Source organism: Burkholderia sp. BCC1208 (genome assembly GCF_902833095.1).
Lineage (GTDB): Bacteria > Pseudomonadota > Gammaproteobacteria > Burkholderiales > Burkholderiaceae > Burkholderia.
Window position 1 is genome coordinate 143,161 of sequence record NZ_CADFDY010000011.1, and the last position, 23,808, is coordinate 166,968.

The following is a 23,808-nucleotide window of genomic DNA, read 5'->3' on the forward strand; positions in this document are numbered from 1 at the left end:
GTGTATTGGATGCGTCATGAATAGGCAACCGCACGGCAGGACGCTCGAATCAATTGGGGCCAGGTTTTACGCGCCCGTGCCGAAACGCTTTGCCGCCTTGCCGCGGTGCGGCAATCTCAGTAGGCTTGCGGGATATCACCCGCTACTTTGTTACCGACCAGGAGCAGCAATGATCGTGTTCGTCACAGGCGCGTCCGCCGGCTTCGGCGCCGCCATCTCCCGTGCCTTCGTCAAGGGAGGCCATCGCGTCGTCGCGACCGCGCGCCGCAAGGATCGTCTCGATGCGCTCGCCGCCGAACTCGGCGACGCGCTGCTGCCGCTCGAACTCGACGTGCGCGACCGCGCGGCCGTCGAGGCCGTGCCAGCCGCCCTTCCCGTCGAATTCGCGGCGCTCGACGTGCTCGTCAACAACGCCGGCCTCGCGCTCGGCGTCGAGCCGGCCCACAAGGCCAGCCTCGACGAATGGCAGACCATGATCGACACGAACTGCTCGGGCCTCGTGACCGTCACGCACGCGCTGCTGCCCGGCATGATCGAGCGCGGCCGCGGCCATATCTTCAATCTCGGTTCGGTTGCCGGCACCTATCCGTATCCGGGCGGGAACGTATACGGCGCAACCAAGGCTTTTGTCCGACAATTCAGCCTGAACCTGCGCGCCGATCTGATCGGCACGCCATTGCGCGTGACCGACATCGAGCCGGGCCTGTGCGGCGGCACGGAATTCTCGAACGTCCGCTTCCGAGGCGACGATGCGAAGGCGGCGAACGTGTACCAGAACGTTGAGCCGCTCACGTCCGAGGACATTGCCGACACGATCTACTGGATCGCGACGCGCCCGGCACACGTGAACATCAACACGATCGAGATGATGCCGGTCGCACAGGCACCGGCCGGGCTCACGATCCATCGCGGCTGACGCATCGCGCACAGCCGCGGCCGCCTCCGGCGGGCCCGCGGTGTGCCGTGTCGCACTACATTCCGTTACGAAACCGTTACGAATCCGGTTCCTGCGTTCCGGTAGAATGCGCGCCATGACTCAGCCTACCCGTTCCCCGGAAGCGCCGTCCGGCTTTACCTGGCCGGTGCGCGTGTACTACGAGGATACCGACGCAGGCGGCATCGTCTTCTATGCCAACTACCTGAAGTTCTTCGAGCGCGCCCGCACCGAGTGGCTTCGCGCATGCGGCGTCGACCAGCGTCGGCTCGCCGACGATACCGGTGCGATCTTCATCGTGCGCAGCACGTCGCTCGACTACCGCGCGCCCGCGCGACTCGACGACACGCTGACGATCACGAGCCGGCCCGGACGCATCGGCCGCGCGTCGGTGGAATTCACGCAGGAAGCCTGGTGTGGCGGCACGCTGCTTGTGGTTGGGCACATCCGCCTCGGCTGCGTCGACCGTCACGGCATCCGGCCCGCGGCCATCCCGCCGGCCGTGCTCGATGCGCTGCAACGCGGGCCTGTCATCGGCGCGGGGCAGTCTGATTTGTCAACGAAGCTCGCATGAGCCCCGTTTAGACACAGCCTATGAACTTGCCGTTCTGATTAGATACTAAGCAAGGTTCGGCGTCAGGAATGGCCGGCGCGCCGCGCCGCACGCACACCGGACGCCCTTGCCGGGCACTCCCGAAGGGACGCTACTCAAACCTCTATGAATACTGCTCAAGACCTGTCGATCATTTCCCTCGTTCTCAACGCGAGCGTGCTGGCCCAGGCCGTGATGGGGCTGCTGCTGCTGCTGTCGCTGATGTCGTGGACCTTCATTTTCCGCAAGTGGTTCGCGATCCGCCGCGCGCGCGCGCAGACCGAACGCTTCGAGAAGGATTTCTGGTCGGGCGGCGACCTGCAGGCGCTGTACCAGAGCGCAGCCAACAACCGCCATACGATCGGCGCACTCGAGCGGATCTTCGAATCGGGGATGCGCGAATTCCTCAAGGCAAAGGAAAAACGCCTCAGCGATCCGGGCCTCGTGCTCGACGGTGCGCGCCGCGCGATGCGCGCGTCGTTCCAGCGTGAAATGGACGTGCTCGAAGCCAACCTCGCGTTTCTCGCGTCGGTCGGCTCGGTCAGCCCGTACATCGGTCTGTTCGGCACGGTCTGGGGGATCATGAACTCGTTCCGCGGCCTCGCGAACGTCCAGCAGGCGACGCTCGCGAACGTCGCGCCGGGCATCGCCGAAGCGCTCGTCGCCACCGCGATCGGCCTGTTCGCCGCGATTCCGGCGGTGGTCGCGTACAACCGCTACGCGCACGACATCGACCGCCTCGCGATCCGCTTCGAGACCTTCATCGAAGAGTTCTCGAACATCCTGCAGCGTCAGGCCCAGTAAGGAGCGCGCCATGGCAGGAAGCCCCATCCGATCCAGCATGCGCGGCGGCCGCTCGCGCCGCGCAATGGCCGACATCAACGTCGTGCCGTACATCGACGTGATGCTGGTGCTGCTCGTGATCTTCATGGTCACCGCACCGCTCGTCGCCCCGTCGATCATCAACCTGCCGACCGTCGGCAACGCCGCGCCGCAGGAGCAGACGCCGCCCGTCGTCGTCAACATCAAGGCCGATCGCACGATGAGCGTCAAGTACAAGGGCGACTCGGGCGCGACCCAGGAAGACACGATGACGAAGGCCGAGCTCGACAGCTTCATCTCGGCCCGGCAGGCCGATCACCCTGACCAGCCGGTCGTGATCGCAGCCGACAAGACCGTGCAGTACGATGCTGTCATGACCGTGATGTCCGATCTGAAGGCGCGCGGCGTCAAGCGCGTCGGCCTCCTCGTCAAATCGCAATGAACCGGCAGCAATCCACGCGCGGATCCGCGTACCCGCTCCAGCCGCCCCGCGAGCGCGGGACGTGGCGCGCGTTCGCGCTCGCCGCGCTGATGCACGTGCTGCTCGCGCTGTTCCTCTATCACGGCGTGCAGTGGCAGAACAGCACGCCGGCCGGCGCCGAAGCCGAGCTGTGGACCGAAGTGCCCGACGTCCCCACGCCGCGGCCCGTCGTCACGCCCACGCCGCCCGCGAAGGTCGCGCCGCCCCCGCCCCCGGTGCGCGACGAACAGGCCGACATCGCGCTGCAGCAGAAGAAGCGGCAGCAGGAAGCGGCCGCGCGCGAAGCGCAGCTCGAGCAGCAGCGCCGCGTGCAGCAACTGAAGGCCCAGCAGGAAGAGGAAGCCCGCCGCGCGCAGCTCGCCGCGCAACAGGCCGCCGCGCTCGCCGCCCAGAGGGCCGCGGAACGCGACAAACAGAAGCAGGCCGACAAGCTCAGGCAACAGCAGCTCGCCGAGCAGCAGAAGCTCGAACAGCAGAAACTCCAGCAGCAAAAGCAGGCTCAGCTCGAAGCGCAGCAGGCGGCGAAGGCGAAAGCCGACGCAGCCGCGAAGGCAAAGGCGGAAGCGCAGGCCAAGGCGAAGGCCGAAGCCGCGGCGCGCGCGAAGGCCAATGCGGCGGCGAATGCAAAGCTCGACCGCGAGCGCAATGCGCGCCTCGCCCAGATGCAGGGGCTGTCCGGCGCCGGTGAAGGCGGCGGCGAAGGCCTCGCGAAAAGCGGCACGGGCACGGGCTCCGGCGGCAATGCCGCCACGCCCGGCTATGCCGACAAGGTACGCCGCCGCGTCAAGCCGAACATCGTTTGGGGCGGCGAGCGGGCAGGCCTGACCACCGTCGTCAAGATTCGGTGCACGCCATCCGGTGACGTATTGAGCGCATCGGTCTCCCGCTCGAGCGGGAATTCGGGGTGGGATCAAGCCGTGGTCAATGCGATCCACGCATCGGTCCCGTTGCCGCCCGATTCTAACGGCCGTACCCCGTCTGACATTACGATTACCTTCAAGGCGGCGGAGTGAAACGAAATGCGCTTACACTCCGGGCTCGCTGTCAGATGGGAACGAATCGGGTATTTTTACTGTCTCTGCCGTTGCGCAGCGATCCAAGCCATACGGGAAGCAAGAAGCATGAGTTTGATGACAAAGCTAGGTTTCAGGGCACTCGTGGCCTCGTGTCTGATTACGGCCGGCAGCGCGGCTAACGCCCAGGTCAACGTGCTGATCACCGGTGTCGGGTCGACCCAGTTCCCCATTGCCACCGCGAATTTCACGAACGAGGCGAACCTGCCGCAGCAGGTCACGTCGATCGTTCGCGCCGACCTCGCCCGCAGCGGCAAATTCACCAACATCGACGCCGGCAGCACGCCCGTGCCCGAGACCGCATCGGTCGATCTCGGCGCGTGGAAGGCCAAGGGCGCGAATGCGTTCGTCGCCGGCAGCGTGAACCGCGAGGCAAACGGCCAGTACAAGGTCAACTTCATTCTGTACGACACCGTGAAGCAGCAAAGCCTCGGCGGCCTGTCGCTGACGGCCACCGACACCACGCTGCGCACGGCCGGCCACAAGATCGCCGACTACATCTACCAGAAGCTGCTCGGCGTGCGCGGCGTGTTCGCCACGCGCCTGTCGTACGTGATCAAGACCGGCAACCGCTACCAGCTGCAGATTTCGGATTCGGACGGCCAGAACGCGCGCATCGCGCTGTCGAGTACCGAACCGATCATCTCGCCGGCCTGGTCGCCGAGCGGCACGAAGGTCGCGTACGTGTCGTTCGAGCGCAAGAAGCCGATCGTCTACATCCATGATCTGCCGACCGGCAAACGCTACATGGTCTCCGACCAGAAGGGCAACAACAGCGCACCGGCGTGGTCGCCGGACAGCAACACGCTTGCGGTCGCGCTGTCGCTGACGGGCAACACGCAAATCTATACGGTCAACGCGAACGGCGGCGGCCTGCGCCGTCTCACGCAGAGCAGCTCGATCGACACCGAGCCGTACTACTCGCCGGACGGCCGCTGGATCTACTTCACGAGCGACCGCGGCGGCGCGCCGCAAATCTACCGGATGCCCGCACAGGGTGAAGGCGCCGGTGCCGCGCAGCGCGTGACCTTCACCGGCAGCTACAACACGAGCCCGCGCGTGAGCCCGGACGGCAAGCTGCTCGCTTACATCTCCCGCACGGGCGGGGGCTTCAAGCTGTACGTTCAGGATCTGCAGACCGGCGCGGCGAACGCCATCACGAATACCAATCGCGACGAATCGCCGAGCTTCGCGGCAAACGGCCAGTACCTTCTGTACGCTACCCAGTCGGGTGGTCGCAATGTTCTGGCTGCAGTGCCCTCCGACGGCAGCGCGCCGCCGCAGATCCTGTCCGTCCAGGGCGGCTCCGTTCGCGAGCCGTCGTGGGGGCCCTTCATGCAATGACCACAAGGAGAGTAACCATGATGTCGAATAAAGCTCGTCTGGCCCTGGCCGTGATGATGATCAGCGCGCTCGCAGCGTGCAAGTCGGGCGTGAAGCTCGACGACAAGGCAAACAACGCGGGCGCAGTCAGCACGCAGCCGAGCGCCGACAACGTCGCGCAAGTGAACGTCGATCCGCTGAACGACCCGAACAGCCCGCTCGCGAAGCGCAGCATCTACTTCGACTTCGACAGCTATTCGGTGAAGGACGAGTACCAGCCGCTGATGCAGCAGCACGCGCAGTATCTGAAGAGCCACCCGCAGCGCCACGTGCTGATCCAGGGCAACACCGACGAACGCGGCACGAGCGAGTACAACCTCGCGCTGGGCCAGAAGCGTGCGGAAGCCGTCCGCCGTGCGATGGCACTGCTCGGCGTGAACGATTCGCAAATGGAAGCCGTGAGCCTCGGCAAGGAAAAGCCGCAAGCAACGGGTCACGACGAAGCATCGTGGGCGCAGAACCGTCGCGCCGACCTCGTCTACCAACAGTAAGTAACGGAAGAATCGCCGTATGACGCATCGTTTAACCTGGCTGCGCGTTGCCGCAGCGTTCTGCGTCGCGGGCGCGGCGTGGTCGGCCGCGCCGGCGCACGCCGGCATGTTCGACGACAACGAAGCGCGCCGTGCCGTGCTCGATCTGCGCAGCAAGAGCGACAACCTGTCGAGTCAGTTGTCGGCCGCCCAGCGTACGATCCTCGATCAATCCGGCCGTATCGACCAGCTGAATCAGCAGGTCGCGACGCTGCGCGGCGAGAACGAGGATCTGACGAACCGGCTGACGACGCTCGAGCGGCAGCAGAAGGAGTACTACCAGGATCTCGACACGCGGCTCAAGAAGTTCGAGCCGCAGCAGGCGACGATCGATGGTGTCGAAGGCACCGTGCAGCCGGGTGAAACGGATGCGCTCAGCGCGGCGCAGCAGCAGTTCCGCAACGGCAACTTCAAGGCGGCGGCGGCTTCGTTCCGTGCGTTCATCGCGAAGTATCCGCAGAGCCCCTATCAGCCGACCGCGCAGTACTGGTACGGCAACGCGCAATACGCGCTGCGCGACTACCGCGGTTCGACCGCGACGTGGCAAGGGATCGTCAGCAAGTTCCCCCAGCACCCGCGCGCGGCCGACGCCCTCGTGGCGATCGGCACGAACCAGCTCGAGCAAGGCCAGAAGGCGGCCGCGAAGAAAACGTTCGAGCAGGTCGTGTCGCAGTACGCCGGGTCGAACGCGGCGCAGACGGCGCAGGGCAAGCTTGAAACGATCAAATAATTATCGTGACGGGTTGTTGACAGCCTAGCAACCCGTCGCTATAATCTTTTGCTCTTCAGGTCGTTGCACAAGTTGTTGAAGCAACGATCCGACAGGTTTCAAGAACGTGGGGTGGTAACTCAGTTGGTTAGAGTATCTGACTTTTAATCAGAGAGTCGAGGGTTCGAGTCCCTCCCACCCTACCAACTATCTTCGATAGTGCAAAAATGCCTCCCTCGCGGAGGCTTTTTTGCGCCTATCGCTTTCTGTGCCGAGTTCGGGATTTCGCCGTGATCTTGCCGATCGCGCATGAAAGCAGCCGGCGCCCTTACCGGCTCGTCGGTCGACTACGCACCGCAGACCGATGCGGCCACGAATACCCGCCCCATCGTGGCCACGCTCTTGTAGCTCCCCGTCCTCGAGACATTCAACCAGCGACTGACTATCCGCTGCGCCAGGCCGGGCGCACACTGCGCGCGGATCTACGTGCACCCGTTTTGTATCCCTCAATCATCCAAGTGGATCGACATCCCCCTCGGACTGGGAGGGCTGCTGCTCCTTCAACTGAGGAGCCGTCGGATCAATGAGTGCTTCGATTAGGGCTACGACTGCCGCGCGCTGTCGCACATCCAATGCCCTATATCCGGAAAGCACCCTCCGCTCATCCTCACCAGCTACGCGAGACGCGATCTCGCCAGTCAACAAATAGTGTAAATCGACGCCGGCGGCGGCAATTGCGCTCAGGTAGTCCGAGTTAGGTCGCCTCATCCCCTTCTCATATTGGAACTGTGCGTGCTTCTGAACACCGCCGGCAGTCGCGAACTCGACCTGGCTCAACCCTAAACGCAATCGCTCACTTCTCAGGCGGGTCTCGAAATCATTCATTTGATATATTTTCCCCTTGACAAACTATCATATGAATCTACAATCAACCATAAAGGTATCTATTTGATACATGTGACCCGCAGCACAGCGGTGCTGCATAGCCACTCAGCTCACCGCGAATCGCAATGTGTGAGGTGTTGTTATGTCGTTCACTTATGAAATTTCTGGTGCCTTACCCGTCCTGAACGGATTTCGCCATATCCACGCCAGGAACTTCGCTCGCTGCATTGCGCCCCCCGCGAGCATCCACTTCGCGGTGGACGCCATTACTCGATCCCTCCTCATCCGGATCCGCGGGGCGCTGGGCGATGACGAAGTTGAAGCGATCGAGGACACCTTGAAAGAATTCTCCCAGAAATGGGCTCGAAGCGGAGCGGCCTTCGGACGCGGCCGCTATGGAGAAGCGTCGATCGTTCTTCTTGGACCGCCTGAGCACATCAAATCGCTCACCGAACTGGCCATCACGACTTGGCCAACGACCAGAAGCATCCAGAAGCAGTACCGCATCGGAACTTGCGGGTTTTAGCGAGGCTCCCGTTATAGGTAGCGCGCCCGCATAGCGAAGTTCACCGCAGTGAACATTTTGTGGATTGAGTCATAGGAGAATTGCGATGCTCGAACCTGCAGATTATGTTTTGTCAGGAGCTTTGTCGGTTCACGACGATCTGGAACAAGAGCAACTCGATCGTGTGTCACGACATCTGGCGGGAATCGCAACGGTACATCTGAAACACGACAAGGTAGCCCATACCGTTTCTCTGCGCGTGACGGGAACGCTCATGCGCGACGATGTGCGCTATATCGAGCAGCGCATCGAGCGGTTCGCCGAAGAAAATGCGCGAGTTGCCGCCATTCTTCTTAGCGAGTGGAATGGCACAGCGGGCGAACTTGTCGTAGGAATGAACTGGGATGCCCAATGCCTCATTCAGTTGGGGGCCGTACAAGAGCAACTGGCGAAACTGTCGAATCGATACTTCGATTTCATTCTTCGCATCGAAGCCCCCGACTCTCCCACACACGGCGCGCCGCTTATGTGCGTCTCAATTGAGTCGCCTGAAGCACAAAAATTCTGACCCCAAATATGGCGTTGGATTGAATCGTTACATGTAACACGCTATACTCGTTACATGTAACAGGAGATTATGATGGCAACGACGACTTCTGAGCGGGTTCGGATCTATCGGGAAAACCTGCGTGCGGCCGGACTAAGGCCGGTCCAAATCTGGGTACCTGATACCCGGCACCCAGCCTTTGCAAGCGAATGTGTACGACAGTCCAGCGTAATTCGCGAGAGCCTTCACGAAGACGACCTGCTCGACTTCATCGAACAAGCCGCCGATGTCGGCATCCCACTGTGAAACGCGGAAGCATCGTTACCGTCGCACTCCAGGGTGACTTTGGCAAGGCGCGCCCAGCGCTCGTGGTACAGACCGATCTGTTCGCCGATCACCCGAGTGTCGCGTTGCTACTCATGTCGAGCGAAATTGTTGACGCTCCCTTGATCCGCATAACTATAGCCCCGTCAAAACTGAACGGCTTACGCGCGCTGTCGCAGGTCGCCGTCGACAAAATGTTTACAGTACGGCGCGAGAAGATCGGCCAGACCATCGGCCGGCTGGAAGACGAGGCGATGGTCACTGTAAACCGCTCACTTCTTGTCTTCCTGGGGCTAGCGTAATAGAGCTGCCCCGGCAGAGACTAAAATCCGGGACAACGCTAACGTTGCTTTCCACTGGCACGCAAGAGCCGCCCGTATCCACCAACAGCATTCGACACCCATTTTTACGGCGCGCAACTGATTAGTATGACAAGAATGCGAACGCCAGTCACCCCCTTACCTAGGGAGTTGCCGCATTCTCGACGCCGGCTTAGATTGCAACCTATAGCTCCGCCCCAACCTGCTGTACACGCACGGCCTAATTATTAAGGATGCCATATTTGTTGCGCCGCTAACTTTGGCGCTTCGACTTAACTGTCGGTTGCTGCCGTCGAGACTGCTTTTAGTTGCACCGACACGGCGAAACTAGAGACGATGCCATTCGAGAAAGGAAAGCTCGAACGTAGCACCCTGTACTCGCGTCACGGCGAAGTATCAGACTTTACGAAAAGCGGAGGTCCATCAATGACGATGAGCGTACGACGACAAACAAATGGGCAACCCCGGTCCCGACTGAGTGTCGACTTAGGGGCACTAAAGTCAAAATGGAAGTCGTGGTGCACACAACGAGGTGTGACGCCGAGCGAAGCGCTGCGAAAGTTAGTGGTTGAAGCTGTTGCAGTTGCAGCGGATCGTCCGAACTTGCCACAATCACTGCCGGCCCGCAGCGGACCATGCGTGCGAATCCAAATCGGACTCACTCAGGCCGAACTCGACGGCGTCAGAGGCGTCGCCTATGTGAACGGCTTCACCGCTAATAGGTGGATCGTCGCTCTGGTTCGAGCGCAGCTTACGCGCGAACCACAGCTTGGGAACCGAGAAATGACACTTCTCGCGGAGTCGAATCGACAACTAGCGACGATTCGGACGTTGCTCGGTGAACTCGCAAGGGGGCCAAACTGTAGCGAGCTCCCGGAAGGCTTCGATTGGGAGCACACCCGCGCCTTGATCGACACACACCTGCGCACTGTAACGACGCTCCTACGAAGTAACCTCGATCGATGGAGCCGCTGAAATGCCATTCGCCAAAATTTACGTCGACGCGCTTTTGGTGAACTGGGGCGATCGACTATTTCGTGAACCGCTGAGGCATGTCAGCGCACCGCACCTTGCACGCGGAATATTGCATCAGCATGCATCTCTTTTGCGCGAGAAGCTGGGTTTGACGCTTCGACGCGCGCCTGAGGTGATAGTTAAGATTAGCAATAAAGCAACAGGTGCGCAGGGGATGGGGGCTGTTCGTCGCCATCTTCAATACATTTCGCGCAACGGAAATGTCGCGCTAGAGGACCAGGATGGACACGTGATTGCCGGTACATTGGAGTTGAATGACCTACTTGAACAATGGCACTTGAGTGGCTGGGGAATTCCCCAAGATAGCAAACGCAGAGAGACCCTTAATGTGCTGCTGTCCATGCCGCCTGGCACCAATCGCCAAGCAGTACGAGATGCAGCGAGGGCATTTGCTCATGAAATCTTTGGTGATGGCCGCCCTTATGTCTTCGCTGAACACGATGACGAAGCGCATCCCCATGTACATCTGAGTGTCCACATACGTGGTCCGGACGGCCGGAGACTCAATCCACGCAATCAAGACTTACACGATTGGCGAGAAGCATTTGCGCGACGACTGCGAGAATACGGCGTCGACGCGAACGCTACGCCGAGGATGGCTCGCGGTCAGATTCAGCGCTTTCCGAAACACGGAGCTGTCTGGATGGCGCGACAAGGAATTCCTCTGCGATTTCCCCCTCCAGTGTCGAATGACGAGGCCCAAAAAATCTTATGGAATATGTATTCAGCAGTCCTTATCGCTTGGCACGAGATCGCACAAGCATTGGCACACTCCGATGCATCAGAAGATCGCACAATGGCAATGGATATCGCAGATTTTGTGGGGCAGATGCCAATACGAACATTGAGTCCCAATCCGATACCGCAACATGGTCTCGTGAGGTTACGGCCTGAAAATTCGCACAATAGTCATCGTGTGGGATCTAATCCGGAACCGCAACTGGATCAAAGCTGCAACCCGTCCATCGAGTTGGATCGCTGATCAATGTCTTTCCGGTCTCGACGACTGAATCCAAGTTGGCATAGATGCTAAGCACGACCGTGTGCCTATCATTCACCGATATGTCGTCTGCGTGAAATTACTTTCGCATCCGACTCTCAAAGATCTGCTCACCAGATCGAACGACAAGCTATGAAATGGCATCCGCGCGGCAGGTGATGTTCGATATGAAAATGAATCGCACTCGGACCGAATAGAAACACCTGCCATGAACGCCGAACGATCGTGCGCGCGTTGTGGATCGGGTCCTTACCAGCCCGCAACCCCGCGTGCTCGAAGATCGCGCGCGCCTGCCCGGCAAGCGGCAGCCGCTTGATGGGCGGCACGATCCACAACACAACATACAGCAGCGGATGTCCGGCAAATGCGAGCGCGCCGAACAGCAAGCCGTTGCCGGCCGGCATCGATGCGATCTGCCACGCCGTATACGCGCACGATTTCTCGACCGTCGGCAAGGCATACGCGAACTTGCCCTCCGCGAGCTTCACGACGCTCGTTACATAGCCGCTCCCGCACGAATAGGCGAGCAAGGGCCCGGCCAACTGCTCGCGCGTAACTGGATAGCAGTCCATGCCGAACAGCAGCGCGACGGGATCGTCCGACTGCGTCGGCGCGCGATGGCGCTTCAGATGGCCCGCACGAGACGTGCGCACCGACAACCACAGCGGGCCCGCGGAGAGCAGTTACCCGAATACGTCGTTGACGCGCCGGTTCCGCTCCGGCAATCCATGCGCGACTTCGTGCATCATGACAGCAAGCGCAAGCCGGCCGCGCGCGATCACAATCGCCGCACGCGCGTACACGAACGAAGTGGCATCACGATCGCAACCTCGAACGCCGCCGCAATCATCAGCCAGTCGCATGCCAGCGTTGCCGTGCCGATCTGGACGAGGTCGACCGGCCAGCGCGGCGATTTCAGCGCACGTATCGGCCGCCAGGGAGCGAGCGGCCGCGCGTACACGGTTCGGTTTCGTTGGAGTTCGGCATCCAGAATATCTCCACCGTCATGCACGCTGGCATGAACGAAACGAAAGGACGGCAGACCCGCGGAACAGCGGTGAAAGCGGCCGCCGCGAACCTCGTCGCGCAGCAGGCAGCCTGGTCAGGTACCCGCCGTCACTCCTGAATGGATGGTGAAGAATCGGCGTCGGCATAGCGCGGCTTCGCGTTCTGCAAGTCGCGCGTGTTCTTCTGAACGGCCACGGCGCCGAACAGCGCGAGCACGAACGACATCGCGTAAAAGCCCTTCTCGCTCAATTGAAGCGTCGCGTTGAAAAGGCCAACGATCAGCAGCGCGACCGACAGCAGCAGCGCAATCCAGCTGAGGCCGTAGTAGATGCCGGTGACGGGAATGTCCTCCGCGCGGTCGCGCACGCTCTTCTGCAGCGAGATCGCCGCATAGAGGCCGAACACCAGCACGGTGAAGTAGTAGCCCTTCTCGTTGAGCTGCATCCCGGCGTTCCAGAGCCCGATCAGGAATGCCGCGAAACCGGCGAGCAGCGCGGCCCACGACGCGGCCACGAATGCGAACGACGGTTGCTGGATGGTGGTCTGGTTCATTGCTTTGCCCTCTCTTTCTTGTTGTTCGAAATCGTTTTCGTTGAACTGCGTTTGGCGCATGGTAGCAGCTTTGGCGCGCGTCACGGCGGGCGTGCTCGCATGCTCACGTTTCGCGCCGCGCGCGCCGCCAGCGCCCCGGCGTCGTGCCGAGTACCGCGCGAAATGCCTTGCCGAATGCGGCCTCCGACTGATAACCGACCGCCTGCCCGATTTCCGCCTGCCCGCGCTGCGTGTCCTGCAGCAGCGCGCACGCATGCATCATCCTGATCCGCGCGACGAATGCACCGACGCTCATCCCGGCCTTCTCGCGGAAATGCCTCGCGTAGGTCGCGCGCGACATCGCCGACGCGGCGCCGAGCGATTCGACCGTCCACGGTTGCGCCGGCGCCTGCAGCACGGCCTGGACCGACGGACCGAGGCGCGCATCGGCCGCGAGCGCGAGCCAGCCGGACGGCACGCGCGCGCCGCGGCCGTATGCGCGCAGTGCATACGCGAGCAGCGCCTGCCCGAGCGCGTTCACGATCGCGCCGGCGCCCGGCTGCACGTTCGACGCCTCCGTACGCAGCACGCTCGTCAGCAGTTGCAGCGGCGCGGCGCCCGATGCGTCGCGCAACCCGACATGCAGCACCTGCGGCAGCGTGCGCATCAGCAGTTCACCCGCGCCGCGCGCATAGACGAACCGTCCGCAGAGCAGATCCACGCTCGCGCCGCCCGATTCGGCCGGAGCGAGATTCGACTTGACCGGCAGCACCGCGCCGTCGCCGGCACGCGAATCGAACAGCGGCACGAGCGGCTTCGACCGACTGCCCGCTGCGTCGAGCAGGTCGTGCGCGCCGCCTGCGGGCAGCAGCACGAAATCGCCGTCGGCGAGCTGCAGCGTGCGCCCGTCGGCGGTACGCAGCCGGCACGTTCCGGCCAGCACCAGGTGGAACGCCGCCTCGCCGGGCGGCAGCGGGTCGTGCGGCATCGCGAACGGGCCGTCGAGCAGGCAGCGCACGTCGAGCTCGACATGGCTGCGACCGAGCGACAGCAGTTGACTCAATGCATCCATGAGACGATTGCGCTAAAAATTGACACTCTAGCGTATCGAAACCCTCAGCGCGAGCGATCAGAATAGCCCTGCATCGCCCGAGATCGCGGCGCCCGCCGCCCTCCTCACTCTTCTCGACAAGGACGCATCATGCTGAACTGGAACGAATACCGGAAGGAACTCTCGACACGTATCGGCGACATCGCCAAGTTGTCGCCCGACACGCTGGCCGGCTACAAGGCGTTGTCCGGCGCGGGCGCCAAGACCGGCCATCTCGACGCGAAGACGCGCGAGCTGATCGCGCTCGCGGTGGCCGTCACGACGCGCTGCGACGGCTGTATCGCCGTGCATACGGCCGAAGCGGCCAAACATGGCGCGACCAAGGAGGAAGTGGCGGAAGCGCTCGGCGTCGCGATTGCATTGAATGCGGGCGCGGCGCTCGTCTATTCGGCGCGCGTGATGGACGCACTCGGCGACTGAACCGGCACGGTGCGGCACCGCCCTCGTGCCGCACCGCACCGAACTGCTGCGTTGCATGGCGCCCGGCCGTGTGGCCGGGCGGTTGCGCATCGCGCATATGCGGCGACCATGCACGACGATGGTGGGTGATTCGCCTGCACGCGTAAGCGTCGCGGAGTCGGCTACCATGCGCGAACGATACATCGTGAAGGAGCGCTTCATGTGCCGCTGGCTCGCCTATACGGGTAACCCGATCCACCTGGAAACGGTGCTGTTCCGCGCGAAGCATTCGCTGATCGACCAGAGCCTGCATTCGGAGCTGGGCGCCACGACCACCAATGGCGACGGCTTCGGCATCGGCTGGTACGGGCATCCCGATGAACTCCCGTTCCGCTATCGCTCCGTGCATCCCGCATGGAACGACCGCAACCTGCGCGAAGCCGCGCGTGCGATCCGCTCGCGGATGTTCGTTGCACACATTCGCGCGGCGACCGACACGCCCGTGCAGGAAACCAACTGCCATCCGTTCCGCCACGGCCGCTGGCTGTTCGCGCACAACGGGCTGATCCGCGACTTCCACAAGCTGCGCCGCGACCTGACGATGAAGGTCGATCCCGCGCTGTTCCCGACGCTCGAAGGCTCGACCGACTCCGAGCTGATGTTCCGCCTCGCGCTGACGTATGGTCTCGAGCAGGCGCCGCTGCCGGCGCTCGAACGGATGGTCGGCGTGGTGGAGGAAACCGCCGCGCGGCACCGCATCGCCGATCCGCTCAACATGACGATCTGCGCGACCGATGGCGAACGGATCGTGGCGGTGCGTTACTCGAGCGAACGGCAATCGCGCTCGCTGTTCCACAGCACGTCGTTCAAGCACCTGCACGAGCTGTATCCGCATAACCCGCGTATCGCCGAAGCCGGTGACGATGCGTTCATGGTCGTGTCGGAGCCGCTCGTCGACCTGCGCGGCGCGTGGGAGGAAGTGCCGGAGGGAATGGCGATCGTCGCGCACGGCGCCGATGTGCAGCAGCGGCCGTTCGGGCCGCGGCACAAGTGACATGCCGCAGTCCTGAAGAAATCGAGCGCATTCAGATGGCGAATACTTCAGCGCGACAAGGCAATCGCGGCGATCCGGCTTTCAAGGAGGCTCGGCACTCGGTAATGCCGACACAATTGGAAGGGACCAAGAAAGCAACCCCGCACGGACCATTTCGGTTTTGACTAAATAAAAAATTAATACCCGTGTGATTTCATGCCGACCCAAAATCGGGGACGATAATCGACACACGATCGAGAACCCGTCGATAACGCACATTTATTTCGAATTATTACGACGGACCGGCAATCATTACCGGGAAGATGACGTTCGCACACCGTCGCGCCGCTTGAAGGCGAACGCTTATTCCTGATCAAAATATTCAAGTTACAAATTTTTAAAAGCACCGTTACAATTCGGCGACGAATGAATTCGCATCAATAAAGTACGACGCAGTTACCGGCACATCGAATCCGAGATGACTCAAGATCTCCCCAATTCCCTCCCTGTCATGCCGACGGGCAATCAATCCGTGCTTTCCAGCATGAAGCAGGACCATGCCTTCGTGGTATGGCTCACCGGTGTGTCCGGTGCCGGTAAATCGACGCTCTCGAATCTTCTGAAGGAACAACTCGATGCGCGCGGCCTTCGGACTTTTCTGCTGGACGGCGACCAGCTTCGCGAAGGATTGAATCAGGACCTTGGATTCAGCGACGCAGACCGCCACGAGAACATTCGTCGGACGGCCGAGGTCGCGCGCCTGATGGTGGATGCCGGGCTCGTCGTCATCGTCGCGCTGATCTCGCCGTTTCGGGAGGCCCGCGCCAAAGCGCGCGCACGTTTTCCGCAGGGCATGTTTTTCGAAGTCTTCGTCGACGTTGCGCTGGATGTGGCGGAAGCGCGCGACCCCAAAGGGCTCTACGCGCGGGCAAGGCAAGGGACCCTTCGGCAGTTCACCGGCATCGAATCGACCTATGAAAAACCGGTATCGCCCGACGTGCATGTGCGCACGGGCGAAGCAGGCCCGCTGGAATGCGTGCACGCGATCATGCGGAAATTGCCGTTGAACGGCTGATGCCCATCGTCGTCCGTCGTCCGCCGCCCGTGGTGAACCTCCCTCACCGCGAGCACCGCGCCATCGTCGGCCACCGCGATGCGACCTGACCGAGAATCAATCGACCTACATCCCGCTCGGTGCGACTCACCGGCTGACGAACCCCGGCAAGATTCCGCTCGAGCTGATCGAGGTCCAGTCGGGCGCGTATCTCGGCGAGGACGAAATCGTCCGCTTCGAGGACACCTACGGCCGCGCCGCGCGGTAAGCAACTCGACACCCGACGCGCGCGACGACCGGCCGGGCCGCAAACGGGCAGCACGCACCCACGTCCTGCCCGTTTTTCATTCCGTCAACCAATGTCAGCCCGGTTGCCCGCCCCTCCCGGCTCAGGTTATAAAAGCGCCTCCCATTCCGGTGCATGCGCCGCCCTTTTACCCTTGACTTCGGAGAACGCATGATCGATCTCGCCACCGCCCAGCAATTCCTGATGACCCGCGGCCTCGACTTCGGCCTGAACCTCCTCGCCGCGGTCGTCTTGTGGTTCATCGGCCGCTGGGCAATCCGCATCGGTACCCGCCTGCTCGGCAAGGTCGTTCGCCGCAGCGGCAAGGTCGACCCGACGCTCACCGACTACCTGACCTCCGTCGTCGGCGTACTGCTGACGATCCTGCTGATCCTCGCGATCCTGCAGATCTTCGGCGTGCAGACCACCTCGTTCGCCGCGCTGCTCGCCGGCCTTGGCCTCGCGATCGGCACGGCCTGGGGCGGCCTGCTCGCGCATTTCGCCGCCGGCGTGTTCATGCAGGTGCTGCGCCCGTTCAAGATCGGCGACGTGATCAGCGCGGGCGGCGTCACGGGCACCGTGAAGGAGCTCGGCCTGTTCGGCACGACGATCGTCACCGCCGACAACATCGTGACGATCGTCGGCAACAACAAGATCTTCTCGGACAACATCGCGAACTACAGCGCGACGCCGCACCGCCGCGTCGACCTCACCGCGAAGATCGCGAACAGCGTCGATGCGGTCGATGCGATCACCCGCCTGAAGGCGCAGATCCAGTTGGTTCCGAACGTGCTGAAAGTGCCGGCACCGGACATCGGCGTGCTGCAGTTCACGCCGGAAGGCCCGCTGCTGTTCGTGCGCCCGTCGACTCAGCCGGAGAACTACTGGCAGGTGTACTGCGACACCAACCGCGTGATCCTCGAAACGTTCCGCGACGCCGGTTATCCGACGCCGGAAACGCCGATCTCGCATCGCAACGCGTAACAGCAGCAGCGACCAAACCGCACGAAAAAAAAGCGTGGCACCCGCCACGCTTTTCTCACTTCACCGAAACCAACGAGCCCGCGCTCAGCGCCCGCCCGCCTTCGGCGCCTCATCCGAGCGCCGCCCGCGCACGAGCTTCCACACCGCGCCGAGCGCGACCGGCACGATCGCCGCGCCGATCCCGACCAGCACGATCACGTTCAGGTACTGGCGGATGAACGGGATGTTGCCGAAGAAATAGCCGAGCAGCACGAGCAGCAGCACCCACACCAGCGCGCCGATCATGTTGAACAACTGGAAGCGCGCGACGCTCATCGACGACGCGCCCGCGACGAACGGCGCGAACGTGCGCACGACCGGAATGAAACGCGCGAGCACGATCGTCTTGCCGCCGTGCTTGTCGTAGAACGAATGGGTCTTCTGCAGCGCGGCGCGATCGAGGAAGCGCTCGAGCACCGGAATATGCGTATTGAACACCTTCGGGCCGACCCAGCGGCCGATCAGGTAGTTCACGGTGTTGCCGGAAATCGCCGCGACGAGCAGCAGCACGATCAGCAGGCCGACGTTCATTTCGCCCGTCGCCGCGAACGCGCCGCCGATGAACAGCAGCGAATCGCCGGGCAGGAACGGAAAGACGACGAGCCCCGTCTCGCAGAACACGATCAGGAACAGGACGAGATAGACCCACGCGCCGTACTGCCGGATGAAATCGCCGAGGAAAGCGTCGATATGCAGGACAAGATTGACGAAATGAAGCAGCGTATCCAAATGCGATTCCTCGAAGGCGGTAGGGCCGGAACGGCCGGAACAGGCCAGAGATGGCCGAGGCGCCCGCCAGCCAAGGCGGCGCGTGCAACTGGGTGATGATACCGAAACTCCCTTAAGGCTCCGTGAAAAAACGTAACGGCCGCCCGCCCCGGCACGCGTTCGCGGCCTCGCTATAATTCGGCCATGTCCGATATCACCGAAACGGCCGCGGGCGCCGCACCCGCCCCCGCCGCGCGCCCGCTGCGCGCGATCCAGCCCCTGCCCGACCAGCTGATCAGCCAGATCGCCGCCGGCGAGGTCGTCGAACGCCCGGCGTCGGTCGTCAAGGAACTGCTCGAGAACGCGATGGACGCCGGCGCGACGACGCTGCGCATCGTGCTGGAAGAAGGCGGCGTCAAGCGCATCTCGATCACCGACGACGGCTGCGGGATTCCGCCCGACGAACTGGCGCTCGCGCTGATGCGCCACGCGACCAGCAAGATCCGCTCGCTCGAGGAGCTCGAGGCGGTCGCGACGCTGGGTTTTCGCGGCGAAGCGCTCGCGTCGATCGCGTCGGTCGCCGAGATGTCGATCACGAGCCGCACGGCCGATGCCGCGCACGCGATGAAGATCGATGCGCAGACTGGCGTGCTGTCGCCCGCCGCCGGCTCGACCGGCACGACGATCGAGGTGCGCGAGCTGTACTTCAACACGCCCGCGCGGCGCAAGTTCCTGAAGAGCGAGCAGACGGAATTCGGCCACTGTCTGGAAATGATCCGCCGCGCGGCGCTTGCACGGCCGGACGTCGCGATCTCGGTGCTGCACAACGGCAAGGCCGTCGAGCACTGGAATGCGACCGAGCCCGCGCAGCGTGTCGCGAAGATCCTCGGCGACAGCTTCGCGACCGCGCACCTGCCGCTCGACGAGCAGGCCGGTCCGCTCGCCGTCTACGGTTGCGCCGGCCTGCCGACCGCGAGCCGCGGGCGCGCCGACCAGCAGTATTTCTTCGTGAACGGCCGCTTCGTGCGCGACAAGCTGCTGACGCACGCGGTGCGGGCGGCCTACGAGGACGTGCTGCACGGCGATCGCTATCCGTCGTACGTGCTGTTCCTCGACCTGCCGCCCGAGGCCGTCGACGTGAACGTGCATCCGTCGAAGATCGAAGTGCGGTTCCGCGATTCGCGCTCGATCCACCAGTACGTGTTCCATGCGGTGCAGCGTGCGCTTGCTCGCCATGCGGGCGCATCGCCGGAAACCACCGCGGGCGGCCATGCCGCGCATATCGAACCGGCGCCGCGCGGGCCGGCATCGTTCCTCGATACGCCGCTCGGCCAGGGCCCGAGCCACACGATCGGCGGCAACGGCGGCAGCGGTTTCTCGTCGCCGTCTTCTTCATCGTCGGCGGGCAACACGTGGATGCGCCAGGCGCGGATGACGCAGGGCACGCTGCCCGTCGCGCAGCCGCTCGCGCTCTACGACGCGCTGTTCGGCCGCAAGGACAGCGGCGCGGGCACGTCGGACGGCACGACGCTCATCGCCCGCGATTCGGCCGATGCACCGGTCGCGACGCTGCCTGGCTTCGCCGCGTCGCCGCTCGCCGCCGGCGCGCACGACGAGCAGCCGCTCGGCTTCGCGCTCGGCCAGATCCACGGCATCTACGTGCTCGCGCAAAACGCGTACGGTCTCGTGATCGTCGACATGCACGCGGCGCACGAGCGGATCCTGTACGAGCAGTTCAAGAACGCCCTCGCCGATCGCTCGGTCGCCGTGCAGTCGCTGCTGCTGCCGATCTCGATGACGGCCACGCCGGTCGAGATCGGCACGGTCGAGGAAGAGCGCGACACGCTCGAATCGCTCGGCTTCGATCTCGCGGTGCTGTCGCCGACGACGCTCGCGATCCGCGCGGTGCCGGCGCTGCTGAAGGATGCGGACCTGCAGTCGCTCGCGCGCGCGGTGCTCGCCGACCTGCACGCGTTCGGCGGCTCGCGCGTGCTCACCGAGCGCCAGCACGAACTGCTCGGCACGCTCGCGTGCCATCACGCGGTGCGGGCGAACCGGCGCCTGACGCTCGACGAGATGAACGCGCTGCTGCGCCAGATGGAGGCGACCGAGCGCGCGGATCAGTGCAATCACGGCCGGCCGACCTGGTATCAGCTCACGCTGAACGATCTCGACCGTCTCTTCATGCGCGGGCAATGAGCGCTTCTTCGCCATCCAGCCCGACGACGATCGCCTGCCTGCTCGGCCCCACCGCTTCCGGCAAGACGGCCGCGGCGCTGGCGCTCGCCGCGCGTCGCCCGATCGAGATCGTCAGCGTCGATTCGGCGCTCGTCTACCGCGACATGGATATCGGCACCGCGAAACCGTCGCGCGACGAGCGCGCGAGCGTGCCGCATCATCTGATCGACATCATCGACCCGGCCGACGCGTATTCGGCCGCGGAATTCCGCGCGGACGCGCTGCGCCTGATCGGCGAGATCGTCGCGCGCGGCCGCACGCCGTTGCTGGCGGGCGGCACGATGCTGTACTACAAGGCGCTGACGCAAGGGCTCAACGATCTGCCGGGCGCCGACCCGGAGGTCCGCGCGACACTCGACGCCGACGCCGCGCGCGACGGCTGGCCCGCGCTGCACGCGCGGCTCGCACAGGTCGATCCCGACACGGCCGCGCGGCTCGCGCCGAACGATTCCCAGCGGATCCAGCGTGCGCTGGAAATCTTCATGCTGAGCGGGCAGCCGATGTCGGCGCTGCTCGCCGCGCCGCGCCGCACGGGCGATGCGGCCGCCGCGTACCGCTTCGTGCCGGTCGCGCTCGAGCCGTCGGATCGCGCGGTGCTGCACGCGCGGATCGCGCAGCGCTTCGACGCGATGCTCGACGCGGGCTTCATCGACGAAGTCGAACGACTGCGGCGCCGCGACGATCTCCATCCCGATCTGCCGTCGATGCGCTGCGTCGGCTACCGGCAGGCGTGGGAATTCCTCGACGGCGATACCGACTACCGGACGATGCGCGACAAGGGCATCTTCGCGACACGCCAGCTGTGCAAGCGCCAGATCACGTGGCTGCGCGCGATGCCGGAGCGGATCGTGGTCGACTGTATCGCGCCGGATTCGACGGCCCGCGCCCTCGACGCGCTCGAACGCGTCCTCGACGGCCGCACGCCGGGCTGACGCATCAGCCCGCCCGACGCGCCGCCAGGCGCGCGCGGGCGCCGTCGACGATCCACGCGATGCCGCGCTCGAACGCTTCGTCGCCGCCGCGCTCGCGCAGCGCGGCCCAGCCTTTCGCGAGCCGCGGATACTCGGCCGCGTCCGGCAGCGGCGCATCGGCGTCGCCGTCCGGCGCCGCCTGCTCTTCCAGCACCCATCCGACCACGAAGCGGCTGATCGCGACCATCACGTCGACCGCTTCGTCCGGCGTGAACCCCGCGTCGCCGAGCAGCGCGACCTTGCGTTCGATCGAGCTGAAATGCAGTGCGCGCGGCCGCGTGCCGGCATGCAGGCGCGCGCCGTCGCGATAGGCCAGCAGCGCGCGGCGAAAACTGCGCGCGTTCTCCGCGAGCCATGCATCCCACACGTCGTCCGGCCGCGGCAGCGACGCGCCGTGACGCTCGAGCATGATCGCCTCGGCCATTGCGTCGAGCAACTCGGCCTTGTTCCTGAAATGCCAGTACAGCGTCGGCGATTGCACGCCGAGCCGCTCGGCGAGCCGTCGCGTCGAAAGTCCGTCGATTCCCACCTCGTCCAGCAAGTCGAGCGCCGCGCGCAATACCGTGTCGCGCGTCAGCCGCGCTCCCGTGTCCTTCATCTCTATCACCGATAGGGAAACTGTGGAATACTCATCACTCTATCATCGATAGAGTGATGCTCTTGAATCCCTCCCTGATTGCCATCCTGGCCACGGTCCTGCTCGATGCGATCGGCGTCGGGATCGTGATGCCGATCCTGCCCAGGCTGCTGCGCTCGCTCGCCACCGCGGGCAGCACCGACACCCACTACGGCATCCTGCTCGCGCTGTACGCGTTCGCGCAGTTCCTGTGTGCACCGTTGCTCGGCGCGCTGAGCGACCGTTTCGGCCGCCGACCGGTGCTGCTTGCGTCGCTCGCGGGCGCCGCGCTCGACTATCTGCTGATGGCGCTCGCGCCGACGCTCGCGTGGCTTTACGTCGGACGGCTGATCGCGGGCATCACCGGCGCGAACGTCGCGGTCGCGACCGCGTACGTGACCGACGTGACGGCCGAACCGGATCGCGCGCGGCGCTTCGGCCAGCTCGGCGCGACGATGGGCATCGGCTTCATCGCCGGCCCGCTGATCGGCGGGCTGCTCGGCATGCTGCACCTGCGTGCGCCGTTCGTGGCAGCCGCGTTGCTCAATGCGCTGAACCTCGTGCTCGTGTGGCGCGCGCTGCCGGAATCGCGGCCGCGCTCGGCCCGGGAGGGCCGGACGGCCGGCGCGCTCAACCTGTTCGCGGGCCTGCGCCGGCTGAGCGGCGCGCCCACGCTCGCGCCGCTGGTCGGCATCTATGTGATCGTCGCGCTGGTGTCGCAGGCGCCCGCGACGCTGTGGATCCTGTACGGCCAGGAACATTTCGGCTGGTCGACGCCCGTCGCCGGGCTCTCGCTCGCCGGTTACGGCGCATGCCACGCGCTCGCGCAGGCGTTCGCGATCGGACCGTTGATCGCACGACTCGGCGAGCGACGCGCGCTCGCGCTCGGCCTGGCAGGCGACGCGCTTGGGCTGGCGATCATCGCATTCGCGACGGCCGCCTGGGTGCCGTTTGCGCTGCTGCCACTGTTCGCGGCTGGCGGCATGACGCTGCCGGCGTTGCAGGCGATGCTCGCGCGACAGGTCGACGATGCGCGCCAGGGCGAACTGCAGGGTACGCTGGCGAGCGTGGCGAGCCTGATCGGCGTCGCGGGGCCGCTGGTCGTCACCGCGACCTACGCGGCGACGCGCGCGACCTGGCCGGGGCTCGTATGGGCTGCGGCCGCGCTGCTCTATCTGCTCGTGCCGCCGCTGTTGGCCGGCACGCGGCCGGCGGGCGCACCGAGGCCGTCCGCCTGAGCGACGACAGGCGCCGCCATACGCATCGCCGCGCTCAGCCCGCGAGCGTCACGAGATTCGCATCGCGCACGAGCTGCCAGCGGCCGCCGGCCTTGCGGAAGATCGTCAGCGTATGGCCCGAGCGGTGGATCGTTTCGCCGCCCGGCGGCGTCGCGTCGATCTCGAGGAAATTGCGCATGTATGCCCAGTCGCCGATCACGCACAGCTCGTCGATCCGGTAGCGGCCGTCGACCTTCGGAGCGTGCTCCGCACCCGCGTTCGCTTCGCGCGACGCGGCCGCGAACGCCGCCTTGTCGAACGGCGGCTTGCCGGCCACCATGAAGATCGCGTCGTCGGCGATCAGGTCGAGCACGGTCGCCAGATCGCCCCGCCGACTCGACACGAACCAGTTTTCCACCAGCTCGCGGATCGCGCGTTCATCTTCGGTCATCGTCGTCCCTCCTTCATCGGCG

At 64.2% G+C, this 23,808-nt stretch carries 28 protein-coding genes, 1 tRNA gene and 1 pseudogene; 23 read left to right on the plus strand and 7 right to left on the minus strand.

Features of this window, described 5'->3' with window-relative positions:
- Positions 1-169: 169 nt before the first annotated feature.
- The 9 genes from HWX09_RS26040 to HWX09_RS26080 all read left to right on the plus strand — a co-directional run bounded on the left by HWX09_RS26040 (position 170) and on the right by HWX09_RS26080 (position 6,730).
- Positions 170-916 carry an SDR family NAD(P)-dependent oxidoreductase gene (locus HWX09_RS26040; RefSeq protein ID WP_027783649.1) on the plus strand — a complete coding sequence of 249 codons (747 nt, stop codon included), beginning with the start codon at positions 170-172 and terminating at the stop codon, positions 914-916.
- Between the two features lie 106 nt (positions 917-1,022).
- Complete coding sequence (gene ybgC / locus HWX09_RS26045; protein ID WP_027783648.1) at positions 1,023-1,508, plus strand: tol-pal system-associated acyl-CoA thioesterase; 486 nt, start codon at positions 1,023-1,025, stop codon at positions 1,506-1,508.
- A 144-nt stretch (positions 1,509-1,652) separates the two neighbouring features.
- A complete protein-coding gene (tolQ, locus tag HWX09_RS26050; RefSeq protein ID WP_027783647.1) occupies positions 1,653-2,330 on the plus strand; it encodes a protein TolQ in 678 nt (225 codons plus the stop codon).
- Between the two features lie 10 nt (positions 2,331-2,340).
- Positions 2,341-2,790 (plus strand): protein TolR, encoded by a 450-nt coding sequence (gene tolR, locus HWX09_RS26055; protein ID WP_006484943.1) that lies wholly within the window; start codon positions 2,341-2,343, stop codon positions 2,788-2,790.
- On the plus strand, positions 2,787-3,842 hold the full coding sequence (gene tolA, locus HWX09_RS26060) for a cell envelope integrity protein TolA (protein ID WP_027783646.1): 1,056 nt from the start codon (positions 2,787-2,789) through the stop codon (positions 3,840-3,842). The genes tolR and tolA overlap by 4 nt, the downstream gene beginning before the upstream one ends.
- Before the next feature lie 108 nt (positions 3,843-3,950).
- Positions 3,951-5,246 carry a Tol-Pal system beta propeller repeat protein TolB gene (tolB, locus tag HWX09_RS26065; protein WP_027783645.1) on the plus strand — a complete coding sequence of 432 codons (1,296 nt, stop codon included), beginning with the start codon at positions 3,951-3,953 and terminating at the stop codon, positions 5,244-5,246.
- A 17-nt stretch (positions 5,247-5,263) separates the two neighbouring features.
- A complete protein-coding gene (pal, locus tag HWX09_RS26070) occupies positions 5,264-5,776 on the plus strand; it encodes a peptidoglycan-associated lipoprotein Pal (protein WP_006484980.1) in 513 nt (170 codons plus the stop codon).
- A gap of 19 nt (positions 5,777-5,795) precedes the next feature.
- Complete coding sequence (gene ybgF / locus HWX09_RS26075) at positions 5,796-6,545, plus strand: tol-pal system protein YbgF (protein WP_011544679.1); 750 nt, start codon at positions 5,796-5,798, stop codon at positions 6,543-6,545.
- A gap of 108 nt (positions 6,546-6,653) precedes the next feature.
- A tRNA-Lys gene (locus HWX09_RS26080) sits at positions 6,654-6,730 on the plus strand.
- 304 nt (positions 6,731-7,034) lie between these two features.
- On the opposite strand, the gene HWX09_RS26085 is transcribed toward HWX09_RS26080, so the two are convergent.
- Entirely contained in the window at positions 7,035-7,409 is a 375-nt protein-coding gene (locus HWX09_RS26085; protein WP_034185400.1) for a helix-turn-helix transcriptional regulator, read from the minus strand.
- Positions 7,410-7,551: 142 nt separating this feature from the next.
- On the opposite strand from HWX09_RS26085, the gene HWX09_RS26090 reads away from it, so the two are divergent.
- From HWX09_RS26090 to HWX09_RS26110, 5 genes are all read left to right on the plus strand, one after another.
- On the plus strand, positions 7,552-7,935 hold the full coding sequence (locus HWX09_RS26090; protein WP_051421382.1) for a hypothetical protein: 384 nt from the start codon (positions 7,552-7,554) through the stop codon (positions 7,933-7,935).
- An 85-nt stretch (positions 7,936-8,020) separates the two neighbouring features.
- Complete coding sequence (locus HWX09_RS26095) at positions 8,021-8,482, plus strand: hypothetical protein (RefSeq protein WP_080681314.1); 462 nt, start codon at positions 8,021-8,023, stop codon at positions 8,480-8,482.
- Positions 8,483-8,554: 72 nt separating this feature from the next.
- Positions 8,555-8,767 (plus strand): antitoxin MazE family protein, encoded by a 213-nt coding sequence (locus HWX09_RS26100; protein WP_080681313.1) that lies wholly within the window; start codon positions 8,555-8,557, stop codon positions 8,765-8,767.
- A complete protein-coding gene (locus tag HWX09_RS26105; RefSeq protein ID WP_027783643.1) occupies positions 8,764-9,087 on the plus strand; it encodes a type II toxin-antitoxin system PemK/MazF family toxin in 324 nt (107 codons plus the stop codon). Before HWX09_RS26100 ends, HWX09_RS26105 begins: the two co-directional genes overlap by 4 nt.
- A 994-nt stretch (positions 9,088-10,081) precedes the next feature.
- On the plus strand, positions 10,082-11,122 hold the full coding sequence (locus HWX09_RS26110) for a relaxase/mobilization nuclease domain-containing protein (protein ID WP_080681312.1): 1,041 nt from the start codon (positions 10,082-10,084) through the stop codon (positions 11,120-11,122).
- A 128-nt stretch (positions 11,123-11,250) separates the two neighbouring features.
- Here the strand turns inward: HWX09_RS26110 and HWX09_RS26115 are convergent, their stop codons facing one another.
- Entirely contained in the window at positions 11,251-11,793 is a 543-nt protein-coding gene (locus HWX09_RS26115; RefSeq protein ID WP_230469121.1) for a fatty acid desaturase, read from the minus strand.
- Between the two features lie 75 nt (positions 11,794-11,868).
- Here HWX09_RS26115 and HWX09_RS33715 point away from each other — a divergent pair, with 75 nt between their 5' ends.
- A complete protein-coding gene (locus tag HWX09_RS33715; protein ID WP_227789551.1) occupies positions 11,869-12,162 on the plus strand; it encodes a hypothetical protein in 294 nt (97 codons plus the stop codon).
- Between the two features lie 94 nt (positions 12,163-12,256).
- Here the strand turns inward: HWX09_RS33715 and yiaA are convergent, their stop codons facing one another.
- Positions 12,257-12,700 (minus strand): inner membrane protein YiaA, encoded by a 444-nt coding sequence (gene yiaA / locus HWX09_RS26120; RefSeq protein WP_027783641.1) that lies wholly within the window; start codon positions 12,698-12,700, stop codon positions 12,257-12,259.
- Positions 12,701-12,803: 103 nt separating this feature from the next.
- Positions 12,804-13,751: an AraC family transcriptional regulator gene (locus HWX09_RS26125; protein ID WP_027783640.1), complete on the minus strand. Its 948-nt coding sequence runs from the start codon at positions 13,749-13,751 to the stop codon at positions 12,804-12,806.
- A gap of 129 nt (positions 13,752-13,880) precedes the next feature.
- On the opposite strand from HWX09_RS26125, the gene HWX09_RS26130 reads away from it, so the two are divergent.
- The 5 genes and pseudogenes from HWX09_RS26130 to HWX09_RS26150 all read left to right on the plus strand — a co-directional run bounded on the left by HWX09_RS26130 (position 13,881) and on the right by HWX09_RS26150 (position 17,546).
- Positions 13,881-14,210, plus strand: a complete 330-nt coding sequence (locus HWX09_RS26130; protein WP_006484989.1) for a carboxymuconolactone decarboxylase family protein — start codon at positions 13,881-13,883, stop codon at positions 14,208-14,210.
- A gap of 199 nt (positions 14,211-14,409) precedes the next feature.
- Positions 14,410-15,243 carry a class II glutamine amidotransferase gene (locus tag HWX09_RS26135; protein ID WP_027783639.1) on the plus strand — a complete coding sequence of 278 codons (834 nt, stop codon included), beginning with the start codon at positions 14,410-14,412 and terminating at the stop codon, positions 15,241-15,243.
- A 490-nt stretch (positions 15,244-15,733) separates the two neighbouring features.
- Entirely contained in the window at positions 15,734-16,297 is a 564-nt protein-coding gene (gene cysC, locus HWX09_RS26140; protein WP_027783638.1) for an adenylyl-sulfate kinase, read from the plus strand.
- 85 nt (positions 16,298-16,382) lie between these two features.
- A pseudogene (locus tag HWX09_RS26145) lies at positions 16,383-16,544 on the plus strand (mannose-1-phosphate guanylyltransferase/mannose-6-phosphate isomerase); the annotation flags it as partial.
- 189 nt (positions 16,545-16,733) lie between these two features.
- Positions 16,734-17,546: a mechanosensitive ion channel family protein gene (locus HWX09_RS26150; protein ID WP_027783637.1), complete on the plus strand. Its 813-nt coding sequence runs from the start codon at positions 16,734-16,736 to the stop codon at positions 17,544-17,546.
- Positions 17,547-17,630: 84 nt separating this feature from the next.
- Here HWX09_RS26150 and HWX09_RS26155 read toward each other — a convergent pair whose 3' ends face one another.
- The gene (locus tag HWX09_RS26155; protein ID WP_027783636.1) at positions 17,631-18,314 is read right to left on the minus strand and encodes a DedA family protein; all 684 of its coding nucleotides are present in this window, start codon (positions 18,312-18,314) and stop codon (positions 17,631-17,633) included.
- 183 nt (positions 18,315-18,497) lie between these two features.
- On the opposite strand from HWX09_RS26155, the gene mutL reads away from it, so the two are divergent.
- Positions 18,498-20,492: a DNA mismatch repair endonuclease MutL gene (gene mutL / locus HWX09_RS26160; RefSeq protein WP_027783635.1), complete on the plus strand. Its 1,995-nt coding sequence runs from the start codon at positions 18,498-18,500 to the stop codon at positions 20,490-20,492.
- Positions 20,489-21,463: a tRNA (adenosine(37)-N6)-dimethylallyltransferase MiaA gene (gene miaA / locus HWX09_RS26165; RefSeq protein WP_027783634.1), complete on the plus strand. Its 975-nt coding sequence runs from the start codon at positions 20,489-20,491 to the stop codon at positions 21,461-21,463. Before mutL ends, miaA begins: the two co-directional genes overlap by 4 nt.
- Before the next feature lie 4 nt (positions 21,464-21,467).
- Here miaA and tetR read toward each other — a convergent pair whose 3' ends face one another.
- Positions 21,468-22,100: a tetracycline resistance transcriptional repressor TetR gene (gene tetR / locus HWX09_RS26170; RefSeq protein ID WP_027783633.1), complete on the minus strand. Its 633-nt coding sequence runs from the start codon at positions 22,098-22,100 to the stop codon at positions 21,468-21,470.
- Between the two features lie 56 nt (positions 22,101-22,156).
- On the opposite strand from tetR, the gene tet reads away from it, so the two are divergent.
- Positions 22,157-23,356: a Tet(A)/Tet(B)/Tet(C) family tetracycline efflux MFS transporter gene (tet, locus tag HWX09_RS26175; protein ID WP_034185398.1), complete on the plus strand. Its 1,200-nt coding sequence runs from the start codon at positions 22,157-22,159 to the stop codon at positions 23,354-23,356.
- Between the two features lie 34 nt (positions 23,357-23,390).
- Here the strand turns inward: tet and HWX09_RS26180 are convergent, their stop codons facing one another.
- Positions 23,391-23,786 (minus strand): SgcJ/EcaC family oxidoreductase, encoded by a 396-nt coding sequence (locus HWX09_RS26180; protein ID WP_027783631.1) that lies wholly within the window; start codon positions 23,784-23,786, stop codon positions 23,391-23,393.
- Positions 23,787-23,808 lie beyond the last annotated feature (22 nt).

What these genes read in the sequence shown, in the direction of transcription:
- HWX09_RS26040 (WP_027783649.1), top strand. Translation starts at nt 170, where the DNA reads ATGATCGTGTTCGTCACAGGCGCGTCCGCCGGCTTCGGCGCCGCCATC.
- ybgC (WP_027783648.1), top strand. Translation starts at nt 1,023, where the DNA reads ATGCGCGCCATGACTCAGCCTACCCGTTCCCCGGAAGCGCCGTCCGGC.
- tolQ (WP_027783647.1), top strand. Translation starts at nt 1,653, where the DNA reads ATGAATACTGCTCAAGACCTGTCGATCATTTCCCTCGTTCTCAACGCG.
- tolR (WP_006484943.1), top strand. Translation starts at nt 2,341, where the DNA reads ATGGCAGGAAGCCCCATCCGATCCAGCATGCGCGGCGGCCGCTCGCGC.
- tolA (WP_027783646.1), top strand. Translation starts at nt 2,787, where the DNA reads ATGAACCGGCAGCAATCCACGCGCGGATCCGCGTACCCGCTCCAGCCG.
- tolB (WP_027783645.1), top strand. Translation starts at nt 3,951, where the DNA reads ATGAGTTTGATGACAAAGCTAGGTTTCAGGGCACTCGTGGCCTCGTGT.
- pal (WP_006484980.1), top strand. Translation starts at nt 5,264, where the DNA reads ATGATGTCGAATAAAGCTCGTCTGGCCCTGGCCGTGATGATGATCAGC.
- ybgF (WP_011544679.1), top strand. Translation starts at nt 5,796, where the DNA reads ATGACGCATCGTTTAACCTGGCTGCGCGTTGCCGCAGCGTTCTGCGTC.
- HWX09_RS26085 (WP_034185400.1), bottom strand. Translation starts at nt 7,409, where the DNA reads ATGAATGATTTCGAGACCCGCCTGAGAAGTGAGCGATTGCGTTTAGGG.
- HWX09_RS26090 (WP_051421382.1), top strand. Translation starts at nt 7,552, where the DNA reads ATGTCGTTCACTTATGAAATTTCTGGTGCCTTACCCGTCCTGAACGGA.
- HWX09_RS26095 (WP_080681314.1), top strand. Translation starts at nt 8,021, where the DNA reads ATGCTCGAACCTGCAGATTATGTTTTGTCAGGAGCTTTGTCGGTTCAC.
- HWX09_RS26100 (WP_080681313.1), top strand. Translation starts at nt 8,555, where the DNA reads ATGGCAACGACGACTTCTGAGCGGGTTCGGATCTATCGGGAAAACCTG.
- HWX09_RS26110 (WP_080681312.1), top strand. Translation starts at nt 10,082, where the DNA reads ATGCCATTCGCCAAAATTTACGTCGACGCGCTTTTGGTGAACTGGGGC.
- HWX09_RS33715 (WP_227789551.1), top strand. Translation starts at nt 11,869, where the DNA reads ATGCGCGACTTCGTGCATCATGACAGCAAGCGCAAGCCGGCCGCGCGC.
- yiaA (WP_027783641.1), bottom strand. Translation starts at nt 12,700, where the DNA reads ATGAACCAGACCACCATCCAGCAACCGTCGTTCGCATTCGTGGCCGCG.
- HWX09_RS26125 (WP_027783640.1), bottom strand. Translation starts at nt 13,751, where the DNA reads ATGGATGCATTGAGTCAACTGCTGTCGCTCGGTCGCAGCCATGTCGAG.
- HWX09_RS26130 (WP_006484989.1), top strand. Translation starts at nt 13,881, where the DNA reads ATGCTGAACTGGAACGAATACCGGAAGGAACTCTCGACACGTATCGGC.
- HWX09_RS26135 (WP_027783639.1), top strand. Translation starts at nt 14,410, where the DNA reads ATGTGCCGCTGGCTCGCCTATACGGGTAACCCGATCCACCTGGAAACG.
- cysC (WP_027783638.1), top strand. Translation starts at nt 15,734, where the DNA reads ATGCCGACGGGCAATCAATCCGTGCTTTCCAGCATGAAGCAGGACCAT.
- HWX09_RS26150 (WP_027783637.1), top strand. Translation starts at nt 16,734, where the DNA reads ATGATCGATCTCGCCACCGCCCAGCAATTCCTGATGACCCGCGGCCTC.
- mutL (WP_027783635.1), top strand. Translation starts at nt 18,498, where the DNA reads ATGTCCGATATCACCGAAACGGCCGCGGGCGCCGCACCCGCCCCCGCC.
- miaA (WP_027783634.1), top strand. Translation starts at nt 20,489, where the DNA reads ATGAGCGCTTCTTCGCCATCCAGCCCGACGACGATCGCCTGCCTGCTC.
- tetR (WP_027783633.1), bottom strand. Translation starts at nt 22,100, where the DNA reads ATGAAGGACACGGGAGCGCGGCTGACGCGCGACACGGTATTGCGCGCG.
- tet (WP_034185398.1), top strand. Translation starts at nt 22,157, where the DNA reads ATGCTCTTGAATCCCTCCCTGATTGCCATCCTGGCCACGGTCCTGCTC.
- HWX09_RS26180 (WP_027783631.1), bottom strand. Translation starts at nt 23,786, where the DNA reads ATGACCGAAGATGAACGCGCGATCCGCGAGCTGGTGGAAAACTGGTTC.